The following is a 22,605-nucleotide window of genomic DNA, read 5'->3' as shown; positions in this document are numbered from 1 at the left end:
TGGCTAACAATTGAACAATGAAGGTTCTGCTCAATTCATACCCGGCAGTTGGACCTTCGGCTTCACATCGTTCTGCACGACGGATGCCAATGGTGCGACCACTCCCTGGCTCTTGAGCAACTCGCCCATGGTCGCCTTGATTCGATACTGAGTAAATAACTGAATGTTCTTGATCTCGGCCAAACGGCGCGAAGCGGTGAACAACTCGTTTTCGCTGTCGAGCAAATCGAGCAGGGTGCGCTCGCCGAGGCTGAACTGACGCTGGTAGGCGGTACGCACGGCGGTGCTGTGATCAACGTACTGCTGCGCGATCGGCACCTGCGCATTGGCGTTGTTCAGGGCGTTCCAGGCCAGGCCCAGTTCTTCGTTCAACTGACGCAGGGCGTTGTTGCGGATGTCCAGCGCCTGGTTCGACAGGTACGACTTGGATTCCAGATCGGCCTTGTTGCTGCCGCCCGAATACAGGTTGAAGCGCATGCGCAGCATCGCCTGCCACTCGTTGTTGTGGCCGTTCTGACCATCGAGATCGTTGTCGGCGGTGCGTCCCAGCTCGGCGTCGAAACGTGGGTAGAACGTCGACTTGGCGGTTTCGTACTGCTTCTCGGCAGCGGCGATATCGGACTCGGCCGAGCGCAGGATCGGGCTGTTTTCCAGCATCTGCGTACGGGCTTCATTGAGGTTGGCCGGCATCATCGCCATGAACGGCGCCGGGCGCTCCAACTGGTCAGGCATCTGGCCGACGGCACTGAGGAAGTTGGTCTCGGAGTCGGCGAGGTTGGTCTGTTCGGTGATCAGGTTGTTGCGGGCCTGAGCCATCCGCGCTTCAGCCTGATCAAGGTCAGCGCCGCTACCAACGCCGCGCTGGGTGCGTAGCTGGATCTGATCATAGATGCGCTGGTGGCTTTTGAGGTTTTCTTCGGCCAGACGCACGAATTCGCGGCGGGTCAGCACGTCCAGGTACACCTGGGCGACGGTCAGCGCGGTGCGCTCGGAAGTGCCGAGCAGCGAGTAGGCGCGGGAGTTGACGGTGGCTTGTTGACGCCCGACTTCGCTGGACGTGGCAAAACCGTCAAAAACCATTTGCGAGAGACGTAAACTTGACTCGCTGCGGTTCAAAGTTTCCCAGTGGTTGCCGCCACCGTTGGCGCGCGTGGTCACGCTGTCAGTGCCCTCACGGCCATAACCGCCCAGCAGATCTACCTTGGGCAGGTATCCACCTTTGGCTGCCTTTAACTGATAATCCGCGGCCAAACGACTGTTGACCCCCGCCTGGATTTCCGGATGGACATCCAGTGCCTGTTGCATGGCTTCTGGTAAGGATTGTGCTTGGACGAAAGAGGCGGCGAGGGCGAACGGTAGAGCCTTGAACAAGTGCAAACGCATGGTAAAGATTTCCCAGGACTTCTTGTCTTGAATCACAGCAAAACGTGCTGCTGCGTCGGATGATTGGCAACCGGAATGACCGTATGTCGGAAAGTTCAAAATAGGAACTGGATCACACGCTGAGGGACAGGTCGCCGCGGAAATATCAATGTGACATTAGTGGGGCGATTGTTTAGGATGGCACCCAGAAGGTCAATAGTTTGGCATAAAGTTAATAGCGAAAGAATCTAGCCAAATTATTGACGAAGAACAGCGTCAATCTTGATTCGCAAATTTTTAAAGTACGTCCAGACTGAATCGGCGCCGAAGCCATCAGGCTATGGAAGTCAACTGAACGTGACACCCGGAGAGTCTTCAATGAGCAGTGTTGTTGCCATCGTCAAAAGCATTGTCGGTCAGGTATTCGTGGTCTCCCCCGAGGGTGTACGCCGCGTGCTCGTTGAAGGCGATCGCCTGTTCGTCGGCGACCAGATCGATACCGGCCTCTCCGGCGCCGTGTCGCTGGAACTGGCGGATGGCCGCACCCTGGACCTGGGCCGTGAAACCCAGTGGAGCGCCAACGCGCCCGACTCCAGCACTGACCTGGCCGAAGCCACCGCGCAGGCCGCACCGTCCGTAGCCGAGCTGCAGCAGGCCATCGCCGCCGGTGCCGACCCGACCACCGCCCTTGAAGCCACCGCTGCCGGCGCTACCGCCGCAGGGACTGGCGGCGCGGCAGGCGGCGGCCACAGCTTCGTGATGCTCGATGCCACCGCTGGCCGCGTCGACCCGACCATCGGCTTCCCGACCGCGGGCATCAACGCCGGTGCACAAGCGGCACAGAACATCACCGGTGGCCAGACCACCGACACCACCACCAACGCCCTGCGTGAGTCGACTCTGAGCCTCAGCGCCACGCCGACCATCACCGAAGCCGGCGGCGTGCTGGTGTACACCGCGACCCTGACCCAGGCGCCGTTGACCGACCTGACCATCACCCTGTCCAACGGCTCGGTGATCGTGATTCCGGCCGGCTCCACCACCGGCACCGTCAACGTGCCGCTGGCACCGAACGACACCGTTTATAACGACCCGACCCAGATCAACGTGACCGTCACCGGCACCACCGGCGGCAACGGCATTACCGTGACCCCGCCGACCACCCCGGCGACGACTCAGGTCACCGACACCATCGACACCACCACCGTCACCCTGACCGCTGGCAACAGCGTCACCGAAGGCGGTCAGATCACCTATACCGCGACACTGACCAACCCGGCGCAGACACCGGTCACCGTCACCCTGTCCAACGGTTCGACCATCACCATCGAAGCCGGCCAGACCACTGGCACCGTCAACGTGCCAACCGCGCCGAATGACGTCTACAACAACGGCAGCACCGTCAGCACCACCATCACCGGTGCCACCGGCGGCAACTTCGAGAACCTGGTGCCGAATACGACGCCAGTCGTAACGAACATCGTCGATTCGCGCGACACCACCGGCCTGACCCTCACCGCCACCGGTACCGTGGTCGAAGGTGGCCAGATCACCTACACCGCGACCCTGACCAATCCGGCACAGACCCCGGTCACCGTCACCCTGTCCAACGGTTCGACCATCACCATCGAAGCCGGCCAGACCACTGGCACCGTCAACGTGCCGACCGCGCCGAACGACGTCTACAACAACGGCGGCACCGTCAGCACCACGATTACCGGCGCAACCGGCGGCAACTTCGAGAATCTGGTGCCAAACACCACCCCGGCGACCACCACCGTCACCGACTCCATCGACACCACCAACCTGTCGCTGAGTGCCACCGGCACCGTCGCTGAAGGCGGCTCGATCGTTTATACCGCCACCCTGACCAACCCGGCCGGCACCCCGGTGACCGTGACGTTGAGCAATGGCTCCGTCATCACCATCGAGGCTGGCAAAACCACCGGCACTGTGACCGTTCCGGCTCCAGCCGATGACGTCTACAAAGACGCCGGCAAAGTCGAAGTCAGCATCACCGGCACTACCGGCGGCAATTTCGAGAATCTGGTGCCGAGCACCGTTCCGGCGGTCACCGAAGTCACCGATACCATCGATACCTCGACCGTCAAACTGACTGCCGATACCTCAGTCGCTGAGGGCGGCATCGTCACTTACACCGCCACCGTCGGTGCACCTGTGACCGGTTCGCCAGTGACCGTGACCCTGACCAACGGTCAGACCATCACCATCGAAGTGGGCAAAACCACCGGCACCGTGACCACCACCGCGCCGAACGACGCGCTGACCGGCAACCCACCGCTGACCAACGCCATCACCAATGTCAGTGGCGGTAACTACGAGAACCTCGTCGCCGACAAAACCCCGGTTTCGACCACCGTTACCGACACCGTCGACACCACCAACCTGTCGTTGAACGCGACCGGTACCGTGGCTGAGGGCGGTTCGATCGTTTACACCGCGACGTTGACCAATGCTGCCGGCTCGCCGGTCACCGTGACCCTGAGCAACGGCGCCGTGATCACCATCGAAGCCGGTAAAACCACCGGCACCGTGACGGTTCCGGCGCCTGCGGATGACGTATACAAAGACGCCGGCAAAGTCGAAGTCACCATCAACGGTGCAACCGGCGGCAACTTCGAAAATCTGGTGCCAAGCACTGTCCCTGCGGTCACCGAAGTGACTGATACCATCGACACTTCGACGGTCAAACTGTCCGCTGACACCTCGGTCGCCGAGGGTGGCACCGTCACTTACACCGCGACCGTTGGTGCGCCTGTGACTGGCTCGCCGGTTGTCGTGACTCTGGCCAACGGTCAGTCCATCACCATCGAAGTGGGTAAAACCACTGGCACCGTGACCACCACCGCACCGAACGACGTGCTCAACGGCCAGGCGCCGCTGAGCAACTCGATCACTGGCGTGAGCGGTGGCAACTACGAAAATCTGGTCGCCGACAAGACGCCGGTCAGCACCACCGTGACTGATACCGTCGACACTACCAACCTCTCGCTGAGTGCCACTGGCTCCGTCGCTGAAGGCGGCTCGATCGTCTACACCGCGACCCTGACCAACCCGGCCGGCACCCCGGTGACCGTGACCCTGAGCAATGGCTCCGTCATCACCATCGAAGCCGGTAAAACCACCGGTACCGTGACCGTTCCGGCCCCAGCCGATGACGTCTATAAAGACGCCGGCAAAGTGGAAGTCAGCATCACCGGCACCACGGGTGGCAATTTCGAGAACCTTGTTCCGAGCACCGTTCCAGCTGTCACCGAAGTCACTGACACCATCGATACTTCGACCGTCAAACTGACCGCTGATACCTCGGTGGTCGAGGGCGGCACCGTCACCTACACCGCGACTGTCGGGGCCCCGGTAACCGGTTCGCCAGTGACCGTCACGTTGGCAAACGGCCAGACCATCACCATCGAAGTGGGTAAAACCACCGGCACCGTCACCACCACTGCGCCGAACGATGCATTGAACGGTCACGAGCCACTGAGCAACGCGATCACTGACGTGAGCGGCGGCAACTACGAGAATCTTGTAGCGGATAAAACCCCGGTTTCGACCAGCGTCACCGACACCGTCGACACCACCAACCTGTCGCTGACTGCGACCGGCACCGTGGCTGAAGGTGGCTCGATCGTCTACACCGCAACCCTGACCAATCCGGCCGGCACGCCGGTAACCGTGACCCTGAGCAATGGCTCCGTCATCACCATCGAAGCGGGTAAAACCACCGGCACCGTGACCGTTCCGGCGCCAGCCGATGACGTCTACAAAGACGCCGGCAAAGTGGAAGTCAGCATTACCGGAACAACCGGCGGCAATTTCGAGAACCTGGTGCCGAGCACCGTCCCTGCGGTCACTGAAGTGACTGACACCATCGACACCTCGACCGTCAAGCTGACCGCCGATACCTCGGTGGCTGAAGGTGGCACCGTCACCTATACCGCGACCGTTGGCGCGCCTGTCACCGGCTCGCCAGTGATCGTCACGTTGGCCAACGGTCAGACCATTACCATCGAAGTGGGCAAAACCACTGGCACCGTGACCACCACCGCACCGAACGATGCGTTGACCGGTCACGAGCCACTGACCAACGCGATCACTGACGTGAGCGGTGGCAACTACGAAAACCTGGTCGCTGACAAAACCCCGATTTCGACCAACGTCACCGACACCGTCGACACCACCAACCTGTCGCTGACTGCGACCGGCACCGTGGCGGAAGGCGGTTCGATCGTCTACACCGCAACCCTGACCAATCCGGCCGGTACTCCGGTGACCGTGACCTTGTCCAACGGCTCGGTGATCACTATCGAAGCCGGTAAAACTACCGGCACCGTGACCGTTCCAGCACCAGCCGATGACGTTTACAAAGACGCTGGCAAGGTTGAAGTCACGATCAAAGACGCCGCAGGCGGCAATTTCGAGAACCTGGTGCCGAGCACCGTTCCGGCTGTTACCGAAGTTACCGATACCATCGATACGTCGACGGTCAAACTCACCGCCGACACTTCGGTAGCTGAAGGCGGGACTGTCACTTACACCGCCACCGTCGGCGCACCGGTAACCGGCTCGCCGGTTGTTGTGACCTTGGCCAATGGTCAGAACATCACCATCGAAGTGGGCAAAACCACCGGCACCGTGACCACCACCGCGCCAAATGATGCGCTGAACGGTCACGAACCGCTGACCAACTCGATTACCGGCGTCACCGGTGGCAACTACGAAAATCTGGTCGCTGACAAAACCCCGGTTTCGACCACCGTTACCGACACCGTCGACACCACCGACCTGACGTTGAGCGCCACTGGCTCCGTTGCCGAAGGTGGTTCGATCGTTTACACCGCGACCCTGACCAATCCGGCCGGTACGCCGGTGACCGTGACCCTGTCGAACGGCTCGGTGATCACCATTGAAGCGGGTAAAACTACCGGCACCGTGACCGTTCCAGCGCCAGCCGATGACGTCTACAAGGACGCTGGCAAGGTTGAAGTTACGATCAAAGACGCTGCAGGCGGCAATTTCGAGAAACTGGTGCCGAGCACGGTTCCGGCTGTCACCGAAGTCACTGACACCATCGATACTTCGACCGTCAAACTGACCGCCGACACTTCGGTCGCTGAAGGCGGCACTGTCACCTACACCGCTACTGTCGGTGCTCCGGTAACCGGCTCGCCTGTGGTCGTGACCCTGGCCAACGGTCAGAACATCACCATCGAAGTCGGCAAAACCACCGGCACCGTGACCACCACTGCGCCAAACGATGCGCTGAACGGTCACGAACCGCTGACCAACTCGATTACCGGCGTCACCGGTGGCAACTATGAAAATCTGGTCGCTGACAAAACCCCGGTCAGCACCACCGTCACTGACACCGTGGACACGACGAATCTGTCGCTCAGCGCCACCAACTCGGTCGCCGAGGGCGGTTCGATCACCTACACCGCGACCCTGACCAACGCTGCCGGCTCGCCAGTCACCGTGACCCTGTCCAACGGTTCGGTGATTACCATCGAAGCGGGCAAGACCACCGGCACCGTGACCGTTCCAGCGCCTGCCGATGACGTCTACAAAGATGCCGGCAAAGTCGAAGTCACCATCAACGGTGCAACCGGCGGCAACTTCGAGAACCTCGTTCCGAGCACCGTTCCGGCAGTGACTGAAGTCACTGACACCATCGACACCACGTCGGTGAAACTGACCGCAACCGAGTCTGCTGCTGAAGGTGGCACCGTCACCTACACCGCAACTGTCGGTGCACCAGTGACCGGCTCGCCTGTGGTCGTGACCCTCGCCAACGGTCAGAACATCACCATCGAAGTCGGCAAGACCACCGGCACCGTGACCACCACCGCACCGAACGATGCGTTGAACGGTCATGCGCCGCTGACTAACGCCATCACCGACGTGAGCGGCGGCAATTACGAGAATCTGGTTGCCGACAAAACCCCGGTCAGCACCACCGTGACCGATACCGTCGACACCACCAACCTGTCGCTGGCCGCGACCGGCACCGTCGCTGAAGGCGGTTCGATCGTCTACACCGCAACCTTGACCAACCCGGCCGGTACGCCGGTAACCGTGACTTTGTCCAACGGCGCCGTGATCACCATCGACGCGGGCAAAACCACCGGCACCGTGACCGTTCCAGCACCTGCCGATGACGTCTACAAAGACGCCGGCAAGGTCGAAGTCACGATCAAGGATGCTGCGGGCGGCAACTTCGAGAACCTGGTGCCAAGCACCGTTCCAGCCGTTACCGAAGTCACCGACACCATCGATACCTCGACCGTGAAGCTGAGCGCCGATACTTCGGTGGCTGAAGGCGGCACTGTCACTTACACCGCTACTGTCGGCGCTCCAGTGACTGGCGCGCCTGTTGTTGTGACCCTGGCCAACGGTCAGACCATCACCATCGACATCGGCAAGACCACCGGCACCGTGACGACCACCGCACCGAACGATGCGTTGAACGGTCACGAGCCGCTGAACAACTCGATCACCAATGTCAGCGGCGGCAACTACGAAAACCTCGTCGCCGACAAGACGCCAGTCAGCACCACCGTGACCGACACCGTCGACACCACCAACCTGTCGCTGAGCGCGACGCCGGCGGTGAACGAAGGCGGCCAGATCACCTACACCGCCACCCTGACCAACGCCGCCGGCACCCCGGTGACCGTGACGTTGAGCAATGGCGCGGTGATCACCATCGACGCCGGCAAGACCACCGGCACCGTGACCGTCGATGCACCGAAGGATGACGTCTACAAGGACGCCGGTACCGTTGAAGCGACCATCAAGGGCGCGACCGGTGGCGACTTCGAGAACCTGGTGACCAGCAACACCCCGGCGGTGACCACCGTCAACGACACCATCGACACCTCCACCGTGTCGCTGACTGCCACCGCCAACGTCGCCGAAGGCGAAACCGTGGTTTACACCGCAAGCGTGACTGCACCAGTAACAGGCTCGCCTGTTGTGGTCACCCTGTCCAACGGCCAGACCATCACCATCGCCGTCGGTGAGACCACCGGCAGCGTGAACTTCGTCGCGCCGAACAGCCCATTGGCGGGCGGCAGCTCGTTGAGCGTGGCCATCGACAAGGTTGCCGGCGGTAACTATGAAAACCTGGTGGCCGACAAGACACCGGCGAACACCTCAGTGTCGGACACTGTCGACACCACCAACCTGAACCTGACCGCCAGCGACTCGGTGGCCGAGGGTGGTTCGATCGTTTACACCGCGACCCTGACCAATCCGGCCGGGACGCCGGTGACCGTGACCCTGTCCAACGGCGCGGTGATCACCATCGAAGCCGGTAAAACGTCGGGCACCGTGACCGTTCCAGCTCCGGCTGATGACGTTTACAAAGACGCGGGTAAAGTCGAAGCGACCATTTCCAGCGCTACCGGTGGCAACTTCGAGAATCTGGTGCCGAGCACCGTTCCGGCGGTCACCAACGTGACCGACACCATCGATACCACCACGGTCAAACTGACCGCGACCGAATCGGCTGCGGAAGGTGGCACCGTCACTTACACCGCGACTGTCGGCGCGCCAGTGACTGGCTCGCCGGTCGTGGTGACCTTGGCCAACGGTCAGAACATCACCATCGAAGTGGGTAAAACCACTGGCACCGTGACTACCACTGCGCCGAACGATGCGTTGACCGGCCACGCGCCGCTGACCAACGCCATCACCGACGTGAGCGGCGGTAACTACGAAAACCTCGTGGCGGATAAAACGCCGGTTTCGACCAATGTCACCGACACCGTCGACACCACCAATCTGTCGCTCAGTGCGACCGGCACCGTGGCCGAGGGTGGCTCGATCGTCTACACCGCAACCCTGACCAACGCCGCTGGTTCGCCAGTCACCGTGACCCTGTCCAACGGCGCGGTGATCACCATCGAGGCTGGTAAAACCTCTGGCACCGTGACCGTTCCGGCGCCAGCCGATGACGTGTACAAGGACGCCGCTAAAGTCGAAGCGACCATTTCCAGCGCTACCGGTGGCAACTTCGAGAACCTGGTGCCAAGCACCGTTCCGGCCGTCACCAACGTTACCGACACCATCGACACCACCACGGTCAAACTGACCGCGACCGAGTCCGCTGCTGAAGGTGGAACCGTCACCTACACCGCCACCGTCGGTGCTCCGGTAACCGGCTCGCCTGTGGTCGTGACCCTGGCCAACGGTCAGAACATCACCATCGAAGTCGGCAAGACCACCGGTACGGTCACCACCACCGCACCGAACGATGCGTTAACCGGTCATGCTCCTCTGACCAACGCGATCACCGGCGTGACTGGCGGTAACTACGAGAATCTGGTGGCCGACAAAACGCCAGTCAGCACCACCGTGACTGACACCGTCGACACTACCAACCTGTCGCTCAGCGCTACCAATTCGGTCGCCGAGGGCGGTTCGATCGTTTACACAGCAACCCTGACCAACGCCGCTGGCTCGCCAGTTACCGTGACGCTGAGCAACGGCGCTGTCATCACCATCGAGGCCGGCAAAACCACCGGCACCGTGACTGTTCCAGCTCCGGCGGACGACGTTTACAAAGATGCCGGTAAAGTCGAAGCGACCATTTCCACCGCCACCGGTGGCAACTTCGAAAACCTGGTGCCAAGTACCGTGCCGGCTGTCACCGAAGTCACCGACACGATCGACACCTCGACCGTCAAACTCACTGCCGATACCTCAGTGGCCGAAGGCGGCACCGTCACCTATACCGCAACCGTCGGCGCGCCAGTGACCGGTTCGCCTGTGGTCGTGACCTTGGCAAACGGTCAGAACATCACCATTGAGGTGGGTAAAACCACTGGCACCGTGACTACCACTGCGCCTAATGATGCATTGACCGGTCATGCTCCTCTGACCAACGCGATCACCGACGTCACCGGTGGCAATTACGAAAACCTCGTGGCTGACAAAACCCCGGTCAGCACTAACGTCACCGACACCGTCGACACCACCAATCTGTCGCTGTCCGCGACCGGTACCGTGGCCGAAGGTGGCTCGATCATTTACACCGCGACCCTGACCAACGCCGCTGGCTCGCCAGTCACCGTGACGTTGAGCAACGGCGCCGTGATCACCATCGAGGCTGGGAAAACCACCGGCACTGTGACCGTTCCGGCACCGGCCGACGATGTCTACAAAGATGCGGGTAAAGTCGAAGCGACCATCTCCACCGCTACCGGTGGCAACTTCGAAAACCTGGTACCGAGCACCGTGCCGGCTGTGACTCAGGTCACCGACACCATCGATACCACCACGGTCAAGCTGACCGCGACCGAGTCTGCTGCGGAAGGTGGCACCGTCACTTACACCGCCACTGTCGGTGCGCCTGTGACCGGTTCGCCTGTCGTTGTGACACTGGCCAACGGTCAGAACATCACTATCGAAGTGGGTAAAACCACCGGCACCGTAACCACCCTCGCACCGAACGATGCGCTGACCGGTCATGCGCCTTTGACCAACGCGATCACCAATGTGAGCGGCGGTAACTACGAAAACCTGGTCGCCGACAAAACGCCAGTCAGCACCACCGTGACTGACACCGTCGACACCACCAACCTGTCGCTGAGCGCAACCAACTCGGTCGCCGAGGGTGGTTCGATCATCTACACCGCGACCTTGACCAACGCGGCTGGCTCGCCAGTCACCGTGACCCTGTCGAACGGCGCTGTGATCACCATCGAAGCCGGTAAAACCACTGGCACCGTGACCGTTCCGGCACCTGCCGATGACGTCTACAAAGACGCCGGCACCGTTCAGGCAACGATCACCAACGCTACCGGTGGCAACTTCGAAAACCTGGTACCGAGCACCGTTCCGGCCGTGACTCAGGTCACTGACACCATCGACACCACCACAGTGAAACTGACCGCGACCGAGTCTGCTGTGGAAGGTGGCACCGTCACCTACACCGCGACTGTCGGTGCTCCGGTAACCGGTTCGCCTGTGGTCGTGACCCTGGCTAATGGTCAGAACATCACCATCGAAGTCGGCAAAACCACCGGCACCGTAACTACCACCGCACCGAACGATGCGCTGACCGGCCACGCGCCGCTGACCAACGCGATCACCAACGTCAGCGGTGGCAACTACGAAAACCTCGTTGCCGACAAGACCCCGGTCAATACCACGGTCACCGATACAGTCGACACCACCAACCTGTCGCTGTCCGCGACCGGTACCGTGGCCGAAGGCGGCTCGATCGTTTACACCGCGACGCTGACCAACGCTGCCGGCTCGCCGGTTACCGTGACGTTGAGCAACGGCGCCGTGATCACCATCGACGCGGGCAAAACCACCGGCACCGTGACCGTTCCGGCTCCAGCGGATGACGTCTACAAAGACGCCGGCACCGTTGAGGCCACGATCAAGACCGCGACTGGCGGCAATTTCGAAAACCTGGTGACCAGCAACACCCCGGCCGTGACCAGCGTCACCGACACCATCGACACCACCACGGTCAAACTGACCGCGACCGAGTCTGCTGCTGAAGGCGGTACCGTCACCTACACCGCGACCGTTGGTGCACCGGTAACCGGTTCGCCAGTGACCGTGACTCTGGCCAACGGCCAGAACATCACCATCGAAGTCGGCAAAACCACCGGCACCGTGACCACCACCGCACCGAACGACGTGTTGACCGGTCATGCGCCACTGACCAACGCCATCACCAACGTCAGCGGCGGCAACTACGAGAACCTCGTCGCCGACAAGACTCCGGTCAGCACCACGGTCACCGACACCATTGACACCACCAACCTGTCGCTGAGCGCGACCGGCACCGTGGCAGAGGGTGGCTCGATTGTTTACACCGCAACGCTGACCAACGCCGCGGGTTCGCCAGTGACCGTGACGCTGAGCAACGGTGCAGTCATCACCATCGACGCCGGTAAAACCACCGGTACCGTCACCGTCCCTGCCCCGGCCGACGACGTCTACAAAGACGCCGGCACTGTTCAGGCAACGATCAAAACCGCGACCGGTGGCAGCTTCGAGAACCTGGTACCAAGCACCACGCCAGCAGTGACCAGCGTCACCGACACCATCGACACCACGGGCGTGAAACTCACCGCCACGGGCACCGTGGCCGAAGGTGGCACCGTCACCTACACCGCTACCGTTGGTGCGCCAGTTACCGGCTCGCCTGTCGTCGTGACCCTGGCCAACGGTCAGACCATCACCATCGACATCGGCAAAACCACCGGCACCGTGACCAGCATCGCACCGAACGATGCGCTGACCGGTCACGCGCCGTTGACCAACTCGATCACTAACGTGACCGGCGGCAACTACGAAAATTTGGTAGCCGACAAAACCCCGGTCAGCACCACCGTGACCGACACTGTCGACACTACCAACCTGACCCTGAGCGCCACCAACACGGTCGCCGAGGGCGGTTCGATCATTTACACCGCCACCCTGACCAACGCCGCTGGTTCGCCAGTGACCGTGACCCTGAGCAACGGCGCAGTGATCACCATCGACGCCGGTAAAACCACTGGCACCGTGACCGTTCCTGCCCCGGCTGATGACGTCTACAAAGACGCCGGCACCGTGCAGGCAACCATCACCAATGCCAGCGGCGGCAACTTCGAAAACCTGGTACCAAGCACCGTACCGGCCGTGACCAGCGTCACCGATACCATCGACACCACTACCGTGAAGTTGTCTGCCACCGGTACAGCGGCTGAAGGCGGCAACGTCGTCTACACCGCCACCGTCGGTGCGCCAGTCACTGGTTCGCCAGTCGTGGTGACTCTGTCCAACGGCCAGACCATCACCATCGACATCGGAAAAACCACCGGCACCGTAACCACCACCGCACCGAACGATGCGCTGACCGGTCACGCGCCGTTGACCAACGCAATCACCAACGTGAGCGGCGGCAACTACGAGAATCTGGTTGCCGACAAGACTCCGGTCAGCACCACCGTGACCGACACCGTCGACACCACCAACCTGTCGCTGACCGCGACCGGCACCGTGGCCGAAGGTGGCTCGATCGTTTACACCGCAACCCTGACCAACGCCGCTGGCTCGCCAGTGACCGTGACCCTGAGCAACGGCGCAGTGATCACCATCGACGCCGGTAAAACCACCGGCACCGTGATTGTTCCTGCACCAGCCGATGACGTCTACAAAGACGCCGGCACCGTGCAGGCGACCATCAAGTCGGCGACAGGTGGCAGCTTCGAAAACCTGGTGCCAAGCACCACGCCAGCCGTAACCAGCGTCACCGACACCATCGACACCACTGGCGTGAAACTCACCGCCACTGGCACCGTGGCCGAGGGTGGCACTGTCACCTACACCGCCACTGTCGGCGCTCCGGTCACCGGTTCGCCAGTGACCGTAAGCCTGTCCAACGGCCAGACGATCACCATCGACATCGGCAAAACCACCGGCACCGTGACCACCACTGCGCCGAACGACGTGTTGACCGGCCACGCACCGTTGACCAATGCGATCACCAACGTCAGCGGCGGCAACTACGAAAACCTCGTAGCCGACAAAACCCCGGTCAGCACCACCGTGACCGACACCGTCGACACCACCAGCCTGTCGCTGAGCGCGACCCCGGCGGTGAACGAGGGCGGCCAGATCACCTACACCGCAACCCTGAGCAACGCTGCCGGTTCCCCGGTAACCGTGACCCTGAGCAACGGCTCGGTGATCACCATCGACGCCGGCAAAACCACTGGCACCGTGACCGTTCCGGCTCCGGCTGACGACGTCTACAAAGACGCCGGCAGCGTGCAGGCGACCATCACCAACGCCAGCGGTGGCAACTTCGAGAACCTGGTACCGAGCACGACACCGGCCGTGACCAACGTCGCCGATACCATCGACACCACCACCGTCAGCATCACCGGCAGCACCTCGGTGACCGAAGGCCAGACCGCCAGCTACACCGTCAGCCTGACGCACCCGGCGCAAACCGACGTGACCCTGAAGATCGTCTACAGCGGCACCGCTGCCGACGGTTCGGACTTCACTGGCGTGTACACCGTGAAGATTCCGGCGGGCGCCAGCAGCGCGCAGTTCAACGTCGCGACCATCGATGACAAGATCACCGAAGGCACCGAGAACTTCGTGGTCAAGATCGACTCGGCCACCGGCGGCAACTTCGAGAACCTGGCCGTCAGCAGCACCAACGGCAGCGTCAGCACCTCGATCATCGACAACGATGCGCCACCGGTCATCGACCTGGATGCCAACAACTCCAGCGGCGCCACCGGTGCCGACTACAAGGTGACGTTCACCGAAAACACCCCGGGCGCCGGCGTGTCGATTGCCGACACTGACCTGACGATCACCGACCCGGACAGCACCATGCTGACCGGCGCGACCATCGTGCTGACCAACCGTCAGGACGGCGATGCACTGAACCTCGGCAACAGCGTCAACGGCATCACCATCAATGCCAACAGCACCAACGGCACCGTGACCCTGACCCTGTCGGGTAACGCGACGCTGGCCGATTACATGCAGGCGATCAAGAACATCAGCTTCACCAACAGCAGTGAAGACCCGAGCACCGTGCCGCGGATCATCACCGTGACCGTGACCGATGGCGGCAACTACTCCAACACCGCGACCACCACGGTCAACGTGGTGGCGGTCAACGATGCGCCAGTCGCCGCGCCAGTCAACGTCACCGGCACCGAAGACACGCCGCTGATCCTCGGCTGGTCGACCTTCGGGGTGACTGACGTCGACAGTCCGGCCAGCAGCCTGGGCATCAAAATCACCCAGCTGCCGGGCGAAGGCAAACTGCAGTATCTGGACGGTTCGACCTGGAAAGACGTCGCCAATAACCAGACCTTCAGCAAGGCTGACATCGACGCCGGCAAACTGCGCTTCATGCCGGATGCCAACGAGTCGGGCGTCAACGGTTACGGCGGCACCGGCCTGGGCAACAACCAGGCTGACTATGCACAGATCAAGTTCCAGCCCACCGACGGCCAACTGCTGGGCAACACCGGCACCGTGAAGATCGATATCACTCCGGTGGCGGATGCACCGACCGTGAGCGTGGCCGACAACAGCGTGAAGTCCACCGGACTGGTCAAGGAAGTCTGGACCGGCCTGTCGGGCCTGGGTACCAGCGGCAACGGCGCTGACTCGACCACGTTGAAAAACGTGATCGACGGCGCCGGCACCCCGAACTCCAGCACCAACGTGAATAACGTGCAGTCCGACGGCAGCGTGACCGCCGGTACCGCGTCGAAGACCTCGGGCCTGATCTATCTGGAAGCCGGCAAGACCTACAGTTTCAGCGGTGTGGCTGACGACAGCCTGCTGATCACCATTGGCGGCAAGAGCGTGGCGTCGGGTACCTGGGGCGCGGGCGGTGCGATCAGCGGTTCGTTCACCCCGACCACCAGCGGCTACTACACCCTGGACATCTACCACCACAACCAGAGCGGCCCGGGCAGCTATGACGTGAACCTGTCGGTCAACGGCAGCACGCCAATCGACCTGAGCAGCGCCGGCGTGCCGATCTACACCGGGGTGCAGGATCTGGTGAATTCCGGTGTGACCGTCTCCGACCTGCACGGCACCAACGGCGAAGGCTATTACGACGGCTACAAGCTCAACACTGGCGCCGAAGGCACCACGGTGAAACTGTCGGCGATCAACACCGCGCTGACCGACACCGACGGCTCGGAAACCCTGAGCGTGAAGATCAGTGGCGCGCCGGTCGGCTCGGTTCTCTCCGACGGCAACGGTCACACCTTCACAGTCACCGCAAGCAACGGCGAAGCCAACGTCACCGGCTGGAACCTGGGCAGCCTGACCGTAACCCCGCCGACCTACTACAACGGCCAGTTCAACCTGACCGTGACCTCGACCTCCACCGAGATGGTCGGCGGCTCGGCCAGCAGCACCGCGACCATTCCGGTCACCGTGGTGCCGGCGGTGTACAACGCCGTAGTCGGTACCTCTGGCGACGACACCTTCAACGGTACCGATGGCAACGACATCATGGTCGCCGACATCGGTGGTCTGACCGTGGTGCCGGGCACCAACTACAACATCGCGTTCATGGTCGACAGCTCGGGTAGCATGAGCACCTCGTCGATCAACGCGGCCAAGGACTCGCTGACCTCGGTGTTCAACACCCTCAAGCAGAGCCTGGGCGGCAGCAACTCGGGCACGGTGAACATCTTCCTGGCGGACTTCGATACCCAGGTCAACAAGTCGGTGTCGGTGAACCTCAACGACCCGAACGCGCTGACCAAGCTCAAAGCCGTGCTCGACTCGATGGCGTCCGGCGGCGGCACCAACTACGAGGACGTGTTCAAGACCACGGCCAACTTCTTCCAGAGCGCGGAAGCTGTGGCCAACACCGGGGCGAAGAACCTCACGTACTTCATCACCGACGGCCAGCCGACCTACTACCAGAGCGGCGAGCAGACCAACCCGACGCTGTACGGCAGCGTGAAGCTCGATGACGTGGTGAAAACCAGTAACTACAAACTGGGTGACACATTCAACACCACGATCGACAGCACCCACACCCTGAGTATCAGCAGTGCTGGCGCCGTTACACTGAAAACCTACAGTTCCTGGTGGGGTTGGAGCAGCAGCAACCTGGGCACCATCCACGCTCAGGGTGACGGCACTTACGAGTTGTCGAGCCTGGCCGGTAGCGGTAGCAGTACGGATTCGGCGACAACCTCCAACTCCAACAGCAGCTTCGCTCTGCTCAGCGGTCTGTCGAACGTCGAGGCGATCGGTATCAACAGCGGTGTCAGCCTCAACGACCTGAAACCGTATGACTCGGATCACTCGCCGCAGACCAACATCGATCCGAAGGATCTGGCCAACTCGATCATCGGCCACACCGAAGCGACGATGCCGGGCAACGACACCGTCAGCGGTGGCGACGGCAACGACATCCTGTTCGGCGACCTGGTGAGCTTCAACGGCATTGCCGGCGAGGGTTATCAGGCGATGCAGGCGTACGTCGCACAGCAAACAGGTGTGGATGTCAGCAAAGTCACCACCAGCAACGTGCACCAGTACATCACCGAGCACTATCAGGCGTTCGATGTGTCCGGTGCGCATGACGGCAACGACACGCTGCTGGGTGGCGCAGGCAATGACATCCTGTTCGGCTCGGGCGGCAACGACCTGCTCGACGGCGGCAAGGGCAATGACATCCTGCTCGGCGGCACCGGCAATGACACGCTGATCGGCGGCCAGGGCAACGACATCCTGATCGGTGGTTCCGGTGCCGACACCTTCGTCTGGAAAGCAGGCGACACCGGCAATGACGTGATCAAGGACTTCAACGCCAACGAAGGTGACCGCATCGACCTGCGCGATCTGTTGCAGGGTGAAACCGGCAGCACCATCGACAACTTTCTGAAGATCACCACGGTTGATGGCACGTCGTCGCTGCAAGTCAGCTCGGCGGGCAAGTTCAACTCCGGCGACGCGGCAGCCGCCACGCCGGACGTGACGATCAAACTGGAAGGCAACAACTGGTCGAGCGCCAACATTCACAACCTGATTGCCGGCAGCGATCCGACCATCAAGGTCGACCACAACAACAGCTGATGCGTGAACAAAACGGCCGCCCCTTGGGGCGGCCGTCACGTTTGCGGCTAACTCGGCGGTGACGATTTCGTCGCCACCCCGCATACTCGCGCGCAGTTGGCCTATGCTGCTGACAGCATGACGCTGGATCTTTCTGAGGGATGCTCAATGTTTTACGTGCAACGCGATGCGCAAGGTCTGTTGATTCGCGTGGAAGCCGCGGCCTACGCCGAGGCCACGGAAACGCTGCCGGCCGACAGCCATGAAATCCAGGCCTGGTTCGCCAATGAAGTGGTGGAAACCAGCCTGAAACAGCTCAAGCAGAGCGACCTGGAAATGATTCGGGTACTCGACGACCTGATCCAGGTACTGACCCAAAAGGGCGTGATCCGCGTCACCGACCTGCCGCCGGCGGCGCAGGCCAAGTTGATGGACCGCACCCAGGCGCGGGAAGCGCTGGGCGGGTTGAGCCACTTGATCGACGACGAAGAGACCGGGCTGATCTGATCCGCGATCTTCAGTGACCGGACTGACCCCTTCGCGAGCAAGCCCGCTCCCACATTTGAAATGCATTCCAATGTGGGAGCGGGCTTGCTCGCGAAGGCTGATTTACCGACAACGAATAACGAACAGGTTACTTCCAGGGCGTGGGCTCACCAAACAACTGCCCCTGCACCCCATACAAGCCCATCTCGCGAATCACCGACAACTCGCCCTCGGTCTCCACCCGCTCGGCAATCAACGGTAGATCGATGCTGTGCGCCGCACGCTGGATCGCTTCGATGAACAGGCGCTTGTCGCTCTCCTGATCGATGGCGCGGATGTAACTGCCATCGATCTTCAGGTACGCCAGCCCCAGCCGCGCCAGGTTGCCGATCATGCTGAAGCGTCCACCAAAGCGCTGCAGGCTCAGGGAGAAACCGAGTTCACGCAGGCGCCGGGTCAACTGCTCCAGCACCGCTTGCTCCGGCAATTGCTCCTCGCCGATCTCCAGCGTCAGGCGCTCGCCGAGGTCGGAGTGCGCGCGCAGAATCTCGAACACTTTGTTCAGCGCTTGTGGATCGGCCAGGGTTGCCGAAGAGAGGTTCAGCGCCAACGAATCCTCATGCCCTTTCATCTGCTCCAGCACGCGCTCGAGCATCAAGCGGTCAAGCCGTGCGGTCCAGCCAAAACGCTCGAGCCACGGCAGGAAACGCCCGGCCGGGATGGTCTGGCCCTGTTCATCCAGCAAGCGCGAAAGCACTTTGTAATGCAGCACCAATTGCGTGTCCTGAGCGGCCACCACCGGTTGGAAATACAGTTCGAAACGCTGCTGATTCAGCGCCTGATCGAGCAAGCGATGCCAAGCGTGGTGATCGTCACCGACGTCCGCCACCAGGCTCTGATCGATGCACGCCCAGTTTTGCTCGCCCTGCCCCTCGGCCTGCGCCAGCGCCTGATCGCCCAGGGTCAGTACTGCTTGCGGTGAATCGCCGTGGGCAAACGGGGCGAGGCCAATGGAAGCCACGGCCGGCACATCGGTTGCGCCAGTGGCGTGCAGGCTGCTCAGCGCGCTGTCGAGGTTCTGCGCCAGTTGCAGCGCTTCTTCGCGCACCAGTCCCGGCGCCAGCACGGCGAATTCACCACCGCGAATACGGGTGACGAGGTTCTGGGTTTCAGGGTATTTGGCGCACTCGCGGGACAGTTGCTCGCCGACAGCTTTCAACAATTCATCGGTGCGCTGACCGCCCAGACGCTGATTGAGCCCGGCCAGATCCTTGACCCGCAACAGCAGCAGATAACCGGAACTGGCCTGCTCCGGGTTGCTCACGCGGTTGTGCAGTTGCATCTCGAAATAGCGCCGGTTGGCAAGCCCCGTGAGGTTGTCCTGATAAGACTCGGCACGCAGTTTTTCGCTGCGCTCGGCCTGCTCCTGGAACAGCGCCTTGAGCTTCTCGACCATCTGGTTCATCGCCTGCACCACGCGCCGCAGTTCCGGGGTACGCGGCAACTCCGGCAGGCTGAGGAATTCGCGGCGGGCGATGGCGTGGGACTGTTTGACCATGTAATCCAGCGGGCGCAATTGCCGGCGCAGCAGCAACGCGCCGAGCACTGCACTGACCGCGCCGCACAGCAGCAGCCAGCCGAGGCTGCCCAACGCGCTCTGCCACAGCTTGGCCACGGCAAACATCGGGTGACTGACCACCTCGACCCGCGCTGCCTGCTCCCAGCCACGGCTGACCAGCGCGTCGCCACCGGCCGGCTCCAGGCCGATCAGTTTGACGAACCAGTCAGGCACATTGCTCACCGCCGGAATCCGGCTGCGCTCGACAATGGTCTGGTCGGCCTTGAGATCGACCACGCGGATGCTCGCGTAATAGCCGCTGTCGAAAATCGAGCTGACCAGCAGCTCGACCATCGCCGGGTCGTCGATATTCGGCGTCAGCGACAACGCCAGCGCCGTGGCGGCATCCTGGGCATGGGAGCGCAGCTGGTTGACGTACTGGGTGCGCGAGCTCTCCAGACTGACCATGAAGCTGCCGGTGAAGGCGACCACCAGGAACAGACAGATAGCGATCAACAGCTGTTTGAACAAAGACATCTGAGCGCGTGCTCCTAGTTAGTCGTTTCGACCGGGAAACCTTCGGCCTGCATTTTCTTCAGCACATCCTGCCAGCGCGACAGGCGTTTGGTGTCACCGACCTTTTTGTTGCCCTTGGCTCCCGGCAGGTACAGACCTTCAGCATTGAAAGAGTAGACCGGCAGCAAATCGGTTCGCTGGGACGCAGGCTGAATCGGATCGATCAGGCTGTCGAGCACCAGCGGCATGGCATCGGGGGTGGCGTAGTAAGTCAGCACCATGTGCGCGCGATTCTGGCGCAGTGCCTTGACGTAGGTGATGCGCAGCTTGTCACTGGAGACCCCGAGATGACGCAGGCTGAAATACTTGGCGATCGCATAGTCTTCGCAATCGCCGGCGCCTTTCCACAACGCTTCGATGGGCGTCTCCCAATAATCGACCTGCCCCCACAGATCGATATCTTCTACATAACGCACCTGTTTGTTGAAAAACAGGTTCACCACTTTCAGCTTTTCCATCTCGCTGACCTGTTTCTGCGTGGCCAGCAGGTTTTGCCAGGCATCGATCCGCTGCTGCCCGGCACCCAACGGGCCGTAGAGCGCCGTAGCCTTGCGGCTGATCGCGGAAAAATCCCAATCGGCATGCAGGCCGCCCAGCATGACGCCGGCCAGCAACAGTGCGCAGCCTAGCCAGCGCAGAGTCCGGGGGATCGCGAAACGTACCGCCACAGCAGGTTTCCAGGGGGCAGGAAGGAAAGCGTTTGATGGTGAAGCTTAGCCCGGCAAAAAACAATGGCACCATGAGATCATCGCCATCGCGCTAAACTTCATTCAGGACAGCAATCCTTTACATGGTTTGACAACCTGTAGAGCAATCACTAGTGTCTTTGGATCCAAATTCCGTCGTCATTCAGGGTGAGTAGTTGTGACACAGAAGCCCAAACCGCTGCACAGCATCAAAGTCGATGGGCCGATTCCCGCACACCTTGCCCGCTCGATCATCGAAGAAACCCTGCGCTCGGCGATCCTTGACGGTCGCTTGCCCTGCGGCACCGCCCTGCGCCAGCAGGATCTGGCCGACCTGTTCGGGGTCAGCCGCATGCCGGTGCGCGAGGCTCTGCGCCAGCTCGAAGCGCAGGAACTGCTGAGCGTCACCACCCACAAGGGCGCCGTTGTAGCGCCGCTGATCCAGGGCGACGCCACCGAAACCTACGAGTTGCGGATCCTCCTCGAATCCGAGGCCATGCGCCAGTCGATCCCGTTGCTGACCAGCGCCGATCATGCGCACGCCGCCGGCTATATCGAAGAACTCGAAACCCAGCACGACTACAGCGAAATCGGTCGGCTCAACCGTCTGTTCCACATGGCCCTGTACAGCAAGGCACCGAATAAGCGTCTGCTGCGGCTGGTCGAAGACGGCCTCAACGAGGAGGAGCGCTTCCTGCGTTTCAACCTCGAAGCCATGGGCCTGGGCAAACTCTCCCAGGAAGATCACCGCGCCATGCTCCAGGCCGTGATCGAGCGCGATGTCGAACTGTCGGTGAAGTTGCTCACACATCACCTCAACCGTGGCGTCGAGGTCATCACCCGCTTCCTCGCCAGTCCCGCCGGACAAAACCGCAAGGCCGTGCGCTGACACCCTTCACGCCGGTCTCAGGCCTTCGCGCCCGACCGGCGAATAACCCGCTTACAAATCCTCTCCCCGATCCTCCGCAAACCTGGTGGCGGATCCGCGTGTTCGCTCTAACCTCCCAGCGCTCGCAAGCCCGCCATTGCGGCTCGGCGCGGACGAATCGGTCATAGCCGTCCCGCCAATTTACCCGCACTCTTTAACGGCCACCCCATGAAGAACGGGCGACGCGCCGCACCGCCGGCGCAGTCCCCGCACCAGGAACCTACGGAAGGAGCCTTGCCACGGGATAAAAGGAAGTTACGGCGCCGTTTCCGGCCCACTTTCATTCCTATACATCACATTCAATTTCCGCTTCTTAAAGTTGCTTTGAGTGAGGCATTCACTCTTGTCTTCAATTTTGGCCATTATTTGCCGAAAGGAGCAACTACGCCCAAGTAAAACTCAAACAAAAAGTT

At 61.6% G+C, this 22,605-nt stretch carries 6 protein-coding genes; 3 read left to right on the top strand and 3 right to left on the bottom strand.

Going from position 1 to position 22,605, the window contains the following annotated elements; all coding sequences use genetic code 11:
• Positions 1-30: 30 nt before the first annotated feature.
• Entirely contained in the window at positions 31-1,383 is a 1,353-nt protein-coding gene (locus E4T63_RS00720; RefSeq protein WP_007961502.1) for a TolC family outer membrane protein, read from the bottom strand.
• Positions 1,384-1,740: 357 nt separating this feature from the next.
• Here E4T63_RS00720 and E4T63_RS00715 point away from each other — a divergent pair, with 357 nt between their 5' ends.
• A complete protein-coding gene (locus E4T63_RS00715; protein ID WP_135294691.1) occupies positions 1,741-17,979 on the top strand; it encodes a LapA family giant adhesin in 16,239 nt (5,412 codons plus the stop codon).
• A 147-nt stretch (positions 17,980-18,126) separates the two neighbouring features.
• Positions 18,127-18,465: a tryptophan synthase subunit beta gene (locus tag E4T63_RS00710; RefSeq protein WP_098966540.1), complete on the top strand. Its 339-nt coding sequence runs from the start codon at positions 18,127-18,129 to the stop codon at positions 18,463-18,465.
• 127 nt (positions 18,466-18,592) lie between these two features.
• Here the strand turns inward: E4T63_RS00710 and lapD are convergent, their stop codons facing one another.
• On the bottom strand, positions 18,593-20,539 hold the full coding sequence (gene lapD, locus E4T63_RS00705; RefSeq protein ID WP_135294690.1) for a cyclic di-GMP receptor LapD: 1,947 nt from the start codon (positions 20,537-20,539) through the stop codon (positions 18,593-18,595).
• 14 nt (positions 20,540-20,553) lie between these two features.
• Entirely contained in the window at positions 20,554-21,246 is a 693-nt protein-coding gene (lapG, locus tag E4T63_RS00700; protein WP_007962016.1) for a cysteine protease LapG, read from the bottom strand.
• A 196-nt stretch (positions 21,247-21,442) separates the two neighbouring features.
• On the opposite strand from lapG, the gene E4T63_RS00695 reads away from it, so the two are divergent.
• Positions 21,443-22,153 carry a GntR family transcriptional regulator gene (locus tag E4T63_RS00695; RefSeq protein ID WP_135294689.1) on the top strand — a complete coding sequence of 237 codons (711 nt, stop codon included), beginning with the start codon at positions 21,443-21,445 and terminating at the stop codon, positions 22,151-22,153.
• The last annotated feature ends 452 nt before the right edge of the window (positions 22,154-22,605 follow it).

This window comes from Pseudomonas fluorescens (assembly GCF_004683905.1).
GTDB lineage: Bacteria > Pseudomonadota > Gammaproteobacteria > Pseudomonadales > Pseudomonadaceae > Aquipseudomonas > Aquipseudomonas putida_A.
This window is presented reverse-complemented; position numbering and strand designations above follow the sequence as displayed.

What these genes read in the sequence shown, in the direction of transcription:
- E4T63_RS00720 (WP_007961502.1), bottom strand. Translation starts at nt 1,383, where the DNA reads ATGCGTTTGCACTTGTTCAAGGCTCTACCGTTCGCCCTCGCCGCCTCT.
- E4T63_RS00715 (WP_135294691.1), top strand. Translation starts at nt 1,741, where the DNA reads ATGAGCAGTGTTGTTGCCATCGTCAAAAGCATTGTCGGTCAGGTATTC.
- E4T63_RS00710 (WP_098966540.1), top strand. Translation starts at nt 18,127, where the DNA reads ATGTTTTACGTGCAACGCGATGCGCAAGGTCTGTTGATTCGCGTGGAA.
- lapD (WP_135294690.1), bottom strand. Translation starts at nt 20,539, where the DNA reads ATGTCTTTGTTCAAACAGCTGTTGATCGCTATCTGTCTGTTCCTGGTG.